The organism is Bacillus sp. DU-106, assembly GCF_004799705.1.
GTDB classification, from domain to species: Bacteria; Bacillota; Bacilli; order Bacillales; family Bacillaceae_G; genus Bacillus_A; species Bacillus_A cereus.
In genome coordinates, this window is record NZ_CP026607.1 from 1,566,009 (window position 1) to 1,580,252 (window position 14,244).

Consider the following 14,244-nt stretch of genomic DNA (forward strand, 5'->3'; position numbering starts at 1 on the left):
ACATAAATGAAATGTTTGTTAGACAGGTAGGGGATAAAAATGCAAACAGATCTATTAAATATATTTTTCGAAGAGTCAGAAGAACATTTACAGTCGCTAAATGAAAATGTGCTAGTGTTAGAGCAAAATCCTGCTGATATGGATGTTGTGGGAGAAATATTCCGCTCCGCTCATACATTCAAAGGTATGTCTGCGAGTATGGAATTTACGGAGATGGCTGATTTAACGCATAAGATGGAAAATGTGTTAGATGAAATTCGTCATGGAAATATAGTTGTAAATGCGGATATTATTGATGTGATTTTTGAGTGCATTGATAATTTGGAGAAGATGGTTGCAGATGTGCAACAAGGTGGAATGGGCAATATTGATGTAGCCTCAACTAAACAGAAATTAGAAGCGTTATTGAACGGCAATGTAGAAACTCCTACGGAACATATAGAGCAAAATCATATAGACAACGATGATGCAGTTTCGCATGAAGTGCATATAACAGTTGAACAGCAAGCGATTTTAAAAGCAGTACGTGCCATTATGTGTATTGAAGCATTGCAAAATGTAGGGAATATACAAAAAACAGCTCCGAGTATTGAAGAAATTGAAGCAGATGCTTTCGGATTTGAATTTACAGTATTTATGGATACGGATTGTAGTATAGAAGAGTTGAAACAAGTAGTACTTCATGTTTCTGAAATTGAGAAAGTGGAAGTAAAGCAAGGAGAACCTATATCGAAGGAAGTAGCTTCTAAAAAAGTTGTTACACAAGAAGCTGTGCAAGTAGAAGAAAAGCTACAACCAGCTGTGGCTACTCAGGTAGAATCACCGATAGAGGCAACGAATCAACCTTCAAGTACTATGCCAGCTAAAAGTACTACAAAAACGAAAAATGCTAAAGTGGAGAATCGTTCAATTCGTGTTCAATTAGAGAAAATCGAAAGATTAATGAATATGTTTGAAGAAAGTGTAATTGAACGTGGGCGTATTGATGAATTGGCTCAAACGATTCAAAACAAGGAGCTAATTGAACATTTAAATCGATTAGGCGATATTTCAAAAGATATTCAAAATGTACTATTAAATATGCGTATGGTGCCGATTGAAACTGTGTTCAATCGTTTCCCGCGTATGGTACGTATGTTAGCGAAAGATTTAGGGAAAAAAATCGATTTACAAATTACAGGTGAAGATACTGAAGTAGATAAAATTGTTATTGATGAAATCGGTGATCCGCTCGTTCATTTAATTCGAAATGCAATCGATCACGGTGTTGAAACTGTTGAAAAACGACGTGATGCAGGTAAAAATGAGACAGGTACGATTAAATTAGAAGCCTTTCATAGTGGAAATCATGTCGTTATTCAAATTACGGATGATGGAAACGGTATTAATAAAGGGAAAGTATTAGAAAAAGCGATTAAAAATGGCGTTGTAACTGAAGCAGATGCGAATAGATTAACAGATCGTGAAGTGTTTGATCTTATTTTCCAACCAGGATTTAGTACAGCTGAAGTTGTATCAGATCTTTCTGGACGCGGTGTCGGATTAGATGTTGTAAAACATACGATTCATAGTTTAGGTGGGCATTTAATTATTGATTCTGAGGAAGGAAAGGGAAGTACATTTAGAATTGAACTTCCATTAACGTTATCTATTATTCAATCTATGCTTGTTCAAACGAATGATAAGCGTTATGCTTTACCTCTTGGAAATATCGTTGAAGCAATTCGAATTAAGAGAGAAGACATCCAATCCTTACAAGGAAAAGATGTGTTAAATTATCGTAATCAAATTATTGAAGTGAAACATTTAAGTACTGTATTTGGTGAAAAAACAGTAGATGAGGCGTTTGCGTCATATGATGGTCAAATGGTTCCTGTGTTAATTGTTCGTAATACACATCGCAGCTATGGACTTATTGTAAACACAATTATCGGTCAAAGAGAAATAGTCTTAAAGTCATTAGGTGACTTCTTTGCAGAGAGTTCTAACTATTTCTCTGGTGCGACGATTCTCGGTGATGGACGAGTGGTCCTCATTTTAAACCCAGAAGGTTTATAATAGGAATGAAGGAAAGCTCCCCACTTGTATACAATTGGGGAGCTTTTTGGCTAATCGCTACGAATCTAATAATGGGAATACATACATATTAACGTTTTATATAATAAGTTTGTTAAAATTAAATGAGAGTTTATATTATTTGATAGAAAAACAGAAATGAGGAGGCAGGGAAAATGCCTGAGCAACACACAAAAGGGGATACGAGCACGATTGTGCTAGAAAAAGAAAATGAGCATTTAACGCCTCAAGAATGCGATATTCTTGGCGAAATTGCAAATATATCATTTGGTTCAGCTTCGACTGTATTATCAACAATTTTAAATAGGCAAGTAAGCATTACTGCTCCTCGCATAGAGTTGGTAGATTTATATGATTCAAGAGATGTCGAAGTTCCACATGTTGTATTAAACATTCATTTTACAAAAGGGTTGGATATGGAAAACCTTCTTGTCCTTAAGCAAGATGTTGCATTATCCATTGCTGATTTAATGATGATGGGAACAGGTGAAGTGGAGGACGGAAAAGAACTTGGCGAATTAGAGCTAAGTGCTGTACAAGAAGCGATGAATCAAATGATGGGATTCGCAGCTACATCTATGTCGGAATTCTTCCAAGATACAGTAGATATGTCTCCGCCGACGATTAAAGTTGTAAAGTTATCAGAAGAAATGGAGAAAATTTCTGAAATCGATGGGAATCATACGATTGTTAAAGTGTCGTTTGATTTAAAGATAGATAATCTTGTAAACTCTAAACTTGTACAAATTGTTTCAGTTGATCATGCGAAACAAATGGTAAATAAATTAATGCAATTATCTGGTGAAGTAGAAGAAACAGTCGAACCAGCAGAAGTAGTGGAAACTGAGATTGTAGAAGAACAAGTTGAAAAAGAGCATTTAACACAAGAAGAGAAAGATGTACTTGGTGAAATTGCAAATATTTCAATTGGTTCCGCTTCAACAGTATTGTCAACGCTTTTAAATCAGCCAGTTACAATTAGTACACCAAATGTGGAAGCAATCAATGTTCGTCATTATGATGGAGTACCAGTGCCATTTGTTATTTTAAATGTCGACTTTGTTGAAGGGCTAAAGAATGAGAATGTATTCGTATTTACGAAAGATGTCGCCTTAACAATGGTAGATTTAATGATGATGGGAACAGGGGAAGTTGATCCGGAAAAAGAGCTTACTGAATTAGAACTGAGCGGTATTAAAGAAATTATGAACCAAATGATGGGTCATGCTGCTACGGCGATGTCAGAAATGTTCCAAGAAAAAATGGACATGACGCCGCCAAATGTTAAATTTGTAACGTTAAAAGAAGAAATGGAGTATTTGGGAGAGTCAATGGAAGTGGACGAACTCGTTCAAATTACGTTCAATCTTGAAATTGGCGATCTGCTTCAATCGAAAATGTATCAAATTTTGCCAATTTCTGAAGCGAAAGAAATGGTAAGGCGACTTCTGTATCCAATGGTGGAAGAAGACGAGATTGCCACAGAAGAAATTGAAGAAGAAAAAATTGTAGAACCAGTTGTGCAACCTATTGAATTTAAAGAAGTAAAACAAATGGAACCAGTATATATGGACACGTCCATTCTACAAAATGTAGAAATGAATGTGAAATTTGTATTTGGAAGTACAGTGAAAACGATTCAAGATATATTAAGTTTACAAGAAAATGAAGCAGTTGTGCTAGATGAGGATATTGATGAACCAATTCGTATTTATGTAAATGATGTATTAGTGGCGTATGGTGAACTTGTAAATGTAGATGGATTTTTTGGAGTAAAAGTGACGAAATCACTATAAGGCATTGAAATAGGAGTTTGAACTAGTAGATGAAAAACGTAAAGTTTTTTCTAATGAGTTGGCTATGCATACATGTGTGCTTGTTCTTCCCCTTGCAAAGTCAGGCTGAGGAACAAATTGAGTCAGATCAAAAAATAAATGAAGTGAATGTACAAGAAGAAAATAAGGAATCTCAAGAATCGTCAGAACAAGTGGAAACGAAGCAAGATGAAGAGAAACAAAAAGAAGCAGAGCAACAAGAAGTAGTAAATAAACAATTGAATGAAAGAAAGATAGAAACAGAACAAGGAATTATTACAGTAAATAAGCCGGAGCTTAAAGTTGGCGAAGAAGTGCGAATTGCTGTAGAACCAAATGGGAAAAACATTCAAAGTATGAAAGGTATATTGCAGTTACAAAAAAATGGGGAGCAATATGCGCAAGAAAGAATGTTATCTTTTGAGTATGATGAAGAAACGAAGAGCTGGGTTGCTAACTATAAAGCAGGGGATTTTGATTTGCAAGGTGATTGGAATCTTCAGCTCGTTCAAAGTTACAAAGAGAATGAGAAAGAAGAGCTCATAAAAAATGAAGTGAAAGTCCCGCTCATTCGTATTAAAAATGAAACGCCAACTATAGATAAAGAATTGCCAAAGTTACAGAAAGTTACTATTGATGAAGTAAAAGAGAACTTAGTTGAACGAAAACAGGGAGATTCTATACATATACGAGTAAAAGCGTCAGATATAGAATCGGTTGTAAAAGAAGTGCGCGTTACATTAAAAGGGAAAGAAAATAAAGAGCTTTCGTTTTTATTAGACTACAACAAGCATGATATGGATTGGCAAAAAGTATTTGAAATAACAGAAGCATTGCCGGCTGGGCCATACGAATTACTTGTAGAGATAATAGATGCAGCAGGTAATAAACTTGTTGAGGAAAGTGAATATACCATTTCTGTTTTGGCGCCAAAAAATGAAGATGATAAAAAGATAGAAGAGAAAGAAGATAAATTAGATAATAAACTAGAAAATGAATTAGAAGATAAGAAAGAAAATGAGAAGCAAGAAGATTCCAAAGTCAAAAACCCGGTTCCAGAAGAAAATTTGCCAGTTGTTCAAATTCCGAAGCGAGATGAGAAAGTAAATAAGTTTATAAAAGAACCGTTGAAAGAGAAAGAGGAATTTACTTACGTTATAAAAGAGCCGTTCGAAGACAACAAGGAAGTACATAAGGCGAAGGACCAAAAAGAGAAAAATAACAAACAAGTTGCCTCTAAAAAGAAAGAACAAAAAGAAGAACCGAAAGACAAGAAAGAAGAAAAAGGTGAACAGGGAGTGCAAGCTTCTGATGTGTTTACTATCATGTCAGGTTTATTCGTACTGTTTTTAGTTTTAAAGAGTAATAAAGAATGGGGCTAATTATTTCATAGTAGTGGAGGCGCTTAAATGGAGATTAAACGTACGACAATTGAAGATAAGGCGTTACAACCATTAAAACAGCCTGCAGCTATTTCGGAGCATGAAATCCAGAAAGAACGAAAGCGTAGCAATTTAGTGTTTACTGGACAGTCTAAAATTATTTCGAAAAATAATGAAATAGGCATTTTACTTGCAAGTTTAAGTGAAGGAAAGATTATGAAGGAAATGCTTTCTAAAGAGATGGATACAGTGTTACAACTTTTTAAAAAGTTACATACGTTATCTGGAGAAGGTAAGCAAACAGAAAAAATATTTGAACAAGTAATTAGAAGCCTACAAGGGCTTGTTAAGCAGGCGCATATAAAAGAACTTCCTTTGTTAGATGGAACATATGATTTCGCTGAAGTACAACTATCATTTGGTAGAAAAGTACATATTCCGTTACTAGATGTGAGTGCACTTATCTCTAGAGTGGAAAGTGATTCTTCAGAAGGAAATATAAATTTGATGGTAACGGTTATTACTGCTTATATAACGAAATTGTCTAACGAAACAATTTTAATTAGTGTTACAGACCGCATTGCTAAAGATCGGGATGTAAGTGTATGGAGAGCGCTTGCGGAAATGAACATGACACAATTATCACAGGCATTGAAACAAACGATGCAAGAACATAAATGGTCTATGACGCTTCTTTTTCTCTTTATATGGATTGTCGGTATTATTTTAATTCGAGTTATGTAAAAAGGTCGTCACTCCATTGTGACGACCTCTTTTATATTTTTTCGTAGAAGAATGTATCAAATCGCTGAAGATTGTAACGCTCGGGTGTTAAAATTTGTTCCGTACTACCAACAAATAGTACACCGCCTTTTCGTAAAGAACGACTAAATTTTTCGTAAAGTTTTACTCTTGCTTCTTCTGTGAAATATATCATTACATTGCGACAAATAATCAAATCATAATTTGTATCGAATGACTGCATTAAAAGGTCATGTTGTTTAAACGAGACGTTTTGTTTAATGTTTTGATGCAATGAATATAGATCATTCTCTTTTGTGAAATGACGTTCTTTCAAATCAGTAGGTAATTCCTTTAAAGAACGTTCTGTATATTGACCGCGTTTTGCGGTTTCTAGAATATGAAAATCAAGATCTGTTGCTTGAATTTCAAAACGAAATGGAGCAAGATGCTTCGATAAAATTAAAGAGAGTGTATACGGTTCTTCACCAGCAGCGCAGGCGGCACTCCATACCTTTAATTTTCCGCTATTTTGTTCGAGTAATTTTGGTAGTGCTTTCGACTCTAAAGTTTGCCATCGTTCTTTATTTCTAAAAAACTCTGAAACGTTAATTGTAATATAGTCAATAAAATTTAAAAATAAATTTTGATCAGCGCGTAATTTGTTTAAGAAATTAGTGTAGTTTTCGAAGCCTTTTCTCGAAATGAAAGCATCGATTCTACGGCGCATTCTATCTTGTTTATATGAAGCGATGTCCATATTGAATTGTTGTTTAAAACTCGCGATAAAATGATCATAATCTTGTTCAATTATCATATTTACAATGGGCACAATAATGATATTGTGCCTCCCCCTTTACATCATACGAATTTTTTGTTCAAAGCTTTTTTTCATTTGCTTTTCATGTAATCCTGGTAAATCATAAATGACAGCATCAATACCTGCTTCTTTTGCAACATCGACAGGGATGACAGATGTATGTTTGTCCCCATTATAAAAACAGAGAACTAAATCAGTGTCTTCAATAATTTGTTTAACAAAAAACATATAATCTGATCGGTAAATGGAGTCAGAAGGATGATCAAAAGCAACATATTCGGCTCCGTGTTTTTTTAAGTAATCAACGACTTCTTGGAATTCATCTGTAATTGCTTGCAATGGTTGCAGCGTGTAAAGGCATAAATTTTGAGCGAGTCTTTCATTCTCAACGAAAAAACGAAGAACCTCATTTTCAATAGATTTATAACATAATATGTAAATTTTATGTTTGTGAGCATAGTCAGTTAAAAATTTTTTAATTTCTTCTTGATCTAATGCTGTTAATTGATTTGAACCACAAAGGAAAATATTCATAGAATTGTGCCACCTCATGCTAAATTGTAACATATCTTTTATAAAAAATAACTGCAAAATATTACTGTTCAGAGTATAATTATAAATAACTGGATTTTACGATTAAGTTTAGGAAGAAATAAAAAAATAAATAGGTGATATATATGCTACGTTCTATCTCGCATAATCCAATTTTATCGCATATACCACCTGCTACTCAAATGCCGAAAGAAGCAAATGTCAGGACAGGACTTGCATTTTCGGATAATTTGCATGCAGATCCGAAAAAAGATAAATTACTAGAACAAATGGAAGCGTTTGTCGATAATATTGGAGAAATTAAAGAGAAAATTGAAATGGAATTAACGCTTGATAATGTAATGGAATACAAAAATACAGTAAAATCATTTTTGAATTTTTACGTTGATAATGTATTGCAGTATAAAGATGTCATGTCTCGTCACCCACGTTACGGATATTCACAGAAAATGACGATTGTGAAACAGGCAGAAATGGGATTGAATGAATTAGAAGATGTGATGAACTTAATTAATACGAAAACAGGACATTTAGAAATGTTAAATCAAATTGGAGAAATCCATGGTTTAATTGTGAATTTAGTCTTGTAAAAGGAAGGAAGCTATATGTACATACAATTATATGAAAAGCTTGTTATTATACAAAAAGCGTATGAAAATATTCAAGCGCTTGGAGAGCAAATATATGAGAATTTAAAAAATAAAAATGTAAATGCAGTTCAAAAGTTACAAGTAGAGCAATTGCAGTACATTGATGGTTTAAAAGGGTTATCAAGCTCATTTGAAGAAATGGTTGTTCAGTTCTGTAAAGAACAAGGAGTTGAATCGTTTCGTGTAAGTGCGTTATTTTCGTATTTTTCTCAAGAAGAAATTGAAAAAATGAAAGAATTACAAAAAAACGTAACTGAATTAGAAGAGAATGTAAAAATGATTCTTTTGAAAAATCAATATTACTTAAACGTACTATTAAAAACTACAGAAAGTATTGTGGATTCTGTTTCTGAATATAATTTAGAGCGAAACAATAATTCGCAAATCTTTATGAACGAACTATTGTAAAGGAGAAGTGAAGCTTTATGAGATTATCTGATTATAATACACCGCTATCGGGCATGTTAGCGGCTCAAATGGGGTTACAAACAACGAAACAAAACTTGTCTAACATTCATACACCGGGTTATGTGCGTCAAATGGTGAATTACGGATCTGTTGGAGCAAGCAATGGTCATACGCCAGAACAGAGAATTGGTTACGGTGTACAAACGCTAGGTGTTGACCGTATTACTGATGAGGTAAAGACGAAGCAGTTTAATGATCAATTATCTCAACTCTCTTACTATAACTACATGAATTCGACTTTATCACGTGTAGAGTCTATGGTTGGAACGACAGGAAAGAATTCATTATCTAGTTTAATGGACGGTTTCTTTAATGCCTTTCGTGAAGTGGCAAAAAATCCAGAACAACCAAACTACTACGATACATTAATTTCTGAAACTGGGAAGTTCACAAGTCAAGTGAATCGTCTTGCGAAAAACTTAGATACAGTGGAAGCACAGACAGCAGAAGATATTGAGGCGCATGTTAATGAATTTAATCGTCTTGCTGCTAGTTTAGCAGAAGCGAATCATAAAATTGGACAAGCAGGTACACAAGTGCCGAATCAACTTTTAGACGAAAGAGATCGCATCGTTACAGAGATGTCTAAGTATGCAAACATCGAAGTATCTTATGAATCTATGAATCCTAATATCGCGAGTGTTAGAATGAATGGTATTTTGACAGTAAATGGACAAGATACATATCCACTTCAATTAAATAAAGAAAAAGACCCAATGTCAGTTGAGATTTACGGTTCAGAAATCTCTGTAACTAGCGGGGCGATAAAATCAGCGATTGATACGAAAGCGAAGATTGTTGAATATAAAAAAAATCTCGAAGACTTAATGAGTTCGATGAAAAATCAAGTGAATACAGTGATGGGAAAAGATTTCTTCGTTGGAGATTATGCGAAGGATATGAAGTTAAATCCAGAATTCCAAAAAGATGTTTCGAAAATGAAAATGTCTGCTGAAACAGCAAATAAACTAGCAGCAGTTACAGATGACGATTATAAAGAAGGTCTTTCTTATAAACAAGCATTAGACCAATTTATAGTTCGTGTTGCATCTGATAAAAGTGCAGTAAATGGTTATCAAAAAATTCATGGCGACTTACTAGAAGGTATTCAACAAGAAAAAATGAGCGTTGAAGGTGTAAATATGGAAGAGGAAATGGTAAATTTAATGGCCTTCCAAAAATATTTCGTCGCAAACTCTAAAGCTATTACTACGATGAATGAAGTGTTTGATAGTCTATTTTCGATTATTCGATAAGTGATAATAATTGATTGGAAATATATAAGGAGGAGATAGAAATGAGAGTATCTACATTTCAAAATGCAAACTGGGCAAAGAATCAGTTAATGGATTTGAATGTGCAACAACAATACCATAGAAACCAAGTAACTTCAGGGAAGAAAAATCTTCTTATGAGTGAAGATCCACTTGCAGCGAGTAAATCATTTGCGATTCAACATTCATTGGCGAATATTGAACAAATGCAAAAAGATTTAGCTGACTCAAAAAATGTATTAACACAAACTGAGAATACTTTACAAGGTATTTTTAAATCTTTAACGAGAGCAGATCAATTAACGGTACAGGCATTAAATGAGCCAAATGGTGAAAAAGAATTGAAAGCCATCGGTGCAGAGATTGATCAAATTTTAAAACAAGTTGTATATTTAGCGAATACGAAAGAGCAAGGTCGTTATATTTTCGGTGGTGATAGTGCAGAAAAGTCACCATTTACAGAAGATGGTACGTACCAGGGCGGAAAAAATGATGTGAACTGGCAATTAAATGATGGTTATGAATTAAAGGCATTTCGTAACGGAGAAGCATTATTATCCCCGGTTATAAAAACGTTAAAACAGATGAGCGAAGCGATGCAAAAAGGTGACCAAAAAGCGTTACAACCGTTATTAGGAGAAAATAAGAAAAACTTAGATGGCATCATTAACCGTACAACTGAAGTTGGTTCAACAATGAACACAATGGAGACGTTTAAAACAATTTTAAGTGAGCAAAATTTAGCGCTTCAAGAAAACCGTAAAGAAATTGAGGATGTTGATTTAGCGGTCGCAATTTCTGACTTGGCATATATAAATGCAACGTATGAAGCGACGCTTAAAGCGGTTAGTACGATGAGTAAAACGAGTATTTTAGACTACATGTAATCTATAAGGAGTGAGAAAAATGGCAGGAACAACGATGACAGGTATTGGTGGTAGACAACAAATTTGGAACCTCGGAAATAATATGATCGATACTTCTAACTTCGTCGAATTAGAAATGAATGCTTTAGATATGAGGAAAACACCATATACGAAAGAAAAGAATGACCTTACAAATGATAAACTACTATATACAAGTTTAAAATCAGAATTTAGTTCTTTTACACAAACTTTTAAAAACTTAGCGGCTTTTAAAGGAAATGAGAAAAAAGTAACGACAACACAAGACGGTTATATTAATGTAAAAGCTGATGGTGGTGCGATTGCAGGAACTTTTAATATGACGATTACACAGCTTGCACAGCGTCATCAAATAGCTTCAAATGAAATTAAAGATATAAATGCAAAGCTTCCTAAAGATGAAACATTAAAACTAGGTGGTAAAGAACTAAAAGTAACAACTGATATGACATATAAAGATTTAATTAATAAGATTAATGATGGAGATTATGGCGTATCAGCTTATACACTTGGAAATAAAATTTTCATGACCTCGAAAAAAGAGGGAACAGATGGACAGATTAAGTTTGAGGCGAACACATCTACACTATTTCAAGATATGGGTTTAGCTAAGGCGGATGGCACAGCGCTCAATACAATCAATGAAGCACAAAATGCTATGTATACTATTAATGGTATCAAAGGGGAAGGTTCTACTAATACAATTGAAGCTCTTCCTGGTGTGAAAATTGAGTTGTTAAAGGTAACTGAGCCAAAAGTAGAAGGAGCGCCAGATGCTGGTACAACAACAGATCCAAAAGCAAAAGGTATAGATCTGAAATTTACAGTAAGTGATTCAAACGTAACAGATGCATCGAATGTTATTAAAAAAATGGTAGCTGATTATAATAAAGCTGTTTCTACAGTAGATATCTTTGCTGGAAAAGGTGGAGCTTTCCAAGGTCAAGCTATTATGCAAAGTGTACGTCAGGCAATGAACAATGTCGTAACATTTTCTCAAGATGGCAATTATTTATTCACATTTGGTATTCAATTAAAGCAAGATGGAACGATGGAAGTTAATGATGAAAAATTAACACAAGCATTAAAAGAAAAACCCGATGCAGCGAAGCAATTTTTCTTTAGTTCTAACGGTTTAGGAAAAATGATGGAAGAACCGCTTGATAAACTATTCGGTGATAAAGGTGTGGTCGGCGAGAGAGTTAAAAACATTGACTCACGTGTAAGTGATTTAGATAAAAAGATTAAAGATATTGAGACGCAAAACTTGCAAAAGCAAGATGAAATTGTGAAGAAGTATCAAAAGCTAGAGAGTACATTGGCGGCGCTTGATAGCCAACTAAAAACAATTAAAGCAATGACAAAACAAAAAAGTGATGATTAATGAAAGTTGAGGAAGTGATCGTATGCAAGCATGGCAACGTTATATGCAAAATGATATTATGACGAGTAATCCGATTAAAAATACAATTTTTATTTATGAAAGATGTATTGTAGAGTTTCGTAATTTAGAAGAACTTTTACATACTTTTAAACTACAAGAAGGGGACGCACTTCTTGAAAAATTAGAACGTATTTTTGAAGAACTAAAACTTCAATTAAATCCTGAAATTACGAAAGATTTATATGATAGTCTCTATGGTTTATATGATTGGATTAGCATTCAAATTCAAACGATGAAAGTAACGCGTGAGGCGAAAGATATTGATGCAATTGTGAAAGTGTTACAAGATTTAATAGACGGTTACCGCGGAGCACTTGAAAATGAACAATGATATTTATCGGACGTTTGTCAGCTGTTTTAATGAAATCGGTGAATTGCAAGTGTCAGACAGAGAGTTTGCTGAGAAGAGTGAAATGTTAAATCGCTGGATGATGACATTGGATGAAGAAACGCGTGCGCAAGTTGCGGCGGAGGTAAGCCCATTCATTATTAAGGCAGCTCAACATATTCGAGATAAGCAAAAGATTTTGGAAGAAATGATTATGACAAATGATGGGCGAATGAAGGCTAATTCATTTTACGGTAAATATTAATAATAACGTTTGGAAACAGATTCCCCTTTTAAAAGGGGGTCTATTCCTTCGTTTACATAAAGAACTCCGCTGATTGAGGTTTCATTTTATGACTGTGATGAAAAAATAATAGTAATCTAAATAATAGAAAAATGGACTTTAGTTTATATATTGAAATGTTCTATAGATTACCGTGTGTATACAGTTTTTTGCATTCTTTTTATATTTTTATATTTTTCTAAAGACAACAATGAAAAAATGGAATAAAATATGTAAGGGTACATAATAGTAAATATTTTAATAAACGCATATAAGAAAATAAATAATGAAGTGAAACTTCTATCAGTGGATCATTACGTTAGAAAAGGAAGGGTGTGGAATATGCCAGATTTAGTAAGTGATGTAAGCCATTATATGAATTATTTAGTAACGAAACGAAATACTGTTTCTAGTAATATTGCAAATGCGAATACACCTGGCTATAAAGCACAAGATGTAACATTTGCTGAGCAGATGAATAAAAGTAGTGCGTTATATAAAAATAATGCGGCTGATTTAAAGAGCAATCCAGATTTATATCAAACGAATGAAATGCACTTGCCGACAGTAAATACGAAAAATACATATGCAAAGATTCAAACAAAATCAATGCAAACGAATAAAGACGGAAATAGTGTGGATGTAACGACAGAAATGCTAGATTTAATGAAAGCAAATCAGTTATACGGTATTTCAATTAACGCAATTAATACACAATATGCAATTAACCAAGCGGCACGCGGACGTTAAAAGTAGAAGGAGAGACAACGGATGTTTCAGGCAATTAATGCAAGTGGCTCAGGGCTAACAACAGCGAGAAAGTGGATGGAAGTTACTTCTAACAATATTGTAAATGCAAATACGACGGCGGCTCCGGGGGCAGATTTATATGAGCGTCGTAGTGTGGTGTTAGAATCAAACAATAGTTTTGCAAGTATGTTAGATGGGGCTCCTACTAATGGAGTAAAAATAAAAAGTATTGAAGCAGACAAAACAGAAAATTTAGTGTATGATCCGACGCATCCGCACGCAAATGAAGAAGGATATGTACGTTATCCAAATATTGATGTAACTGCTGAAATGACGAATGTAATGGTTGCTCAAAAAATGTATGAAGCGAATACGAGTGTATTAAATGCGAATAAAAAAATGCTTGATAAAGATTTAGAAATCGGCCGAGGATAAGGGGGAAAATCGTAATATGAAAATTCAACCAATGCTACATACACAACCATTTGGAGCAATTCAGTCAATTGGTGCACCGAAAACTTCTCAAACATCGGTAGCTCCGGAGAAAAAGTTTATTGATTTATTGGAAGATATGAATCAAACGCAAAACAATGCACAAACAGCAGTATATGATTTACTAACTAAAGGGGTAGGAGAAACACATGACGTTTTAATTCAGCAAAAGAAAGCTGAGTCTCAAATGAAAACGGCTGCTCTCGTACGTGATAATCTTATTGAAAATTATAAGTCACTAATTAATATGCAAATTTAGGAAAGT

The 14,244-nt window shown here is 34.1% G+C and carries 16 protein-coding genes; 14 read left to right on the top strand and 2 right to left on the bottom strand.

The genetic code is table 11. From position 1 onward, the window contains the following. Nucleotides 1-39: 39 nt before the first annotated feature. From C3Y97_RS08120 to C3Y97_RS08135, 4 genes are all read left to right on the top strand, one after another. Nucleotides 40-2,058 (top strand): chemotaxis protein CheA, encoded by a 2,019-nt coding sequence (locus C3Y97_RS08120; RefSeq protein WP_001192607.1) that lies wholly within the window; start codon nucleotides 40-42, stop codon nucleotides 2,056-2,058. 173 nt (nucleotides 2,059-2,231) lie between these two features. After that, nucleotides 2,232-3,872, top strand: coding sequence for a flagellar motor switch protein (locus C3Y97_RS08125; protein ID WP_136363258.1), 1,641 nt, complete (start codon nucleotides 2,232-2,234; stop codon nucleotides 3,870-3,872). A gap of 29 nt (nucleotides 3,873-3,901) precedes the next feature. Continuing rightward, nucleotides 3,902-5,272: a hypothetical protein gene (locus C3Y97_RS08130; RefSeq protein WP_000800081.1), complete on the top strand. Its 1,371-nt coding sequence runs from the start codon at nucleotides 3,902-3,904 to the stop codon at nucleotides 5,270-5,272. A 27-nt stretch (nucleotides 5,273-5,299) separates the two neighbouring features. Next, nucleotides 5,300-6,016, top strand: coding sequence for a hypothetical protein (locus C3Y97_RS08135; protein WP_136363260.1), 717 nt, complete (start codon nucleotides 5,300-5,302; stop codon nucleotides 6,014-6,016). A gap of 31 nt (nucleotides 6,017-6,047) precedes the next feature. Here C3Y97_RS08135 and cheR read toward each other — a convergent pair whose 3' ends face one another. Together cheR and C3Y97_RS08145 are read right to left on the bottom strand one after the other, a co-directional pair. Beyond that, on the bottom strand, nucleotides 6,048-6,830 hold the full coding sequence (gene cheR / locus C3Y97_RS08140; RefSeq protein ID WP_000582879.1) for a protein-glutamate O-methyltransferase CheR: 783 nt from the start codon (nucleotides 6,828-6,830) through the stop codon (nucleotides 6,048-6,050). Between the two features lie 39 nt (nucleotides 6,831-6,869). Beyond that, on the bottom strand, nucleotides 6,870-7,367 hold the full coding sequence (locus tag C3Y97_RS08145; protein WP_001020110.1) for a flagellar motor switch protein FliG: 498 nt from the start codon (nucleotides 7,365-7,367) through the stop codon (nucleotides 6,870-6,872). Nucleotides 7,368-7,510: 143 nt separating this feature from the next. Here C3Y97_RS08145 and C3Y97_RS08150 point away from each other — a divergent pair, with 143 nt between their 5' ends. The 10 genes from C3Y97_RS08150 to fliE all read left to right on the top strand — a co-directional run bounded on the left by C3Y97_RS08150 (nucleotide 7,511) and on the right by fliE (nucleotide 14,238). Beyond that, nucleotides 7,511-7,975 (top strand): YaaR family protein, encoded by a 465-nt coding sequence (locus C3Y97_RS08150; RefSeq protein ID WP_000946323.1) that lies wholly within the window; start codon nucleotides 7,511-7,513, stop codon nucleotides 7,973-7,975. Between the two features lie 15 nt (nucleotides 7,976-7,990). After that, nucleotides 7,991-8,443: a hypothetical protein gene (locus C3Y97_RS08155; RefSeq protein WP_000275879.1), complete on the top strand. Its 453-nt coding sequence runs from the start codon at nucleotides 7,991-7,993 to the stop codon at nucleotides 8,441-8,443. 17 nt (nucleotides 8,444-8,460) lie between these two features. Next, a complete protein-coding gene (gene flgK, locus C3Y97_RS08160) occupies nucleotides 8,461-9,759 on the top strand; it encodes a flagellar hook-associated protein FlgK (protein ID WP_001239715.1) in 1,299 nt (432 codons plus the stop codon). 41 nt (nucleotides 9,760-9,800) lie between these two features. Further along, nucleotides 9,801-10,664 (top strand): flagellar hook-associated protein 3, encoded by an 864-nt coding sequence (locus C3Y97_RS08165; RefSeq protein ID WP_001266403.1) that lies wholly within the window; start codon nucleotides 9,801-9,803, stop codon nucleotides 10,662-10,664. A 19-nt stretch (nucleotides 10,665-10,683) separates the two neighbouring features. Beyond that, nucleotides 10,684-12,066 (top strand): flagellar hook-associated protein 2, encoded by a 1,383-nt coding sequence (locus tag C3Y97_RS08170; protein WP_059303962.1) that lies wholly within the window; start codon nucleotides 10,684-10,686, stop codon nucleotides 12,064-12,066. Between the two features lie 22 nt (nucleotides 12,067-12,088). After that, nucleotides 12,089-12,457: a flagellar export chaperone FliS gene (locus C3Y97_RS08175; protein ID WP_001149516.1), complete on the top strand. Its 369-nt coding sequence runs from the start codon at nucleotides 12,089-12,091 to the stop codon at nucleotides 12,455-12,457. Then, a complete protein-coding gene (locus C3Y97_RS08180; RefSeq protein WP_001058088.1) occupies nucleotides 12,447-12,719 on the top strand; it encodes a hypothetical protein in 273 nt (90 codons plus the stop codon). Before C3Y97_RS08175 ends, C3Y97_RS08180 begins: the two co-directional genes overlap by 11 nt. 309 nt (nucleotides 12,720-13,028) lie before the next feature. Then, entirely contained in the window at nucleotides 13,029-13,487 is a 459-nt protein-coding gene (flgB, locus tag C3Y97_RS08185; RefSeq protein ID WP_370445031.1) for a flagellar basal body rod protein FlgB, read from the top strand. Nucleotides 13,488-13,508: 21 nt separating this feature from the next. Next, complete coding sequence (gene flgC, locus C3Y97_RS08190) at nucleotides 13,509-13,922, top strand: flagellar basal body rod protein FlgC (protein WP_000484680.1); 414 nt, start codon at nucleotides 13,509-13,511, stop codon at nucleotides 13,920-13,922. Between the two features lie 16 nt (nucleotides 13,923-13,938). Further along, the gene (gene fliE, locus C3Y97_RS08195) at nucleotides 13,939-14,238 is read left to right on the top strand and encodes a flagellar hook-basal body complex protein FliE (protein ID WP_000701670.1); all 300 of its coding nucleotides are present in this window, start codon (nucleotides 13,939-13,941) and stop codon (nucleotides 14,236-14,238) included. Nucleotides 14,239-14,244: the final 6 nt, after the last annotated feature.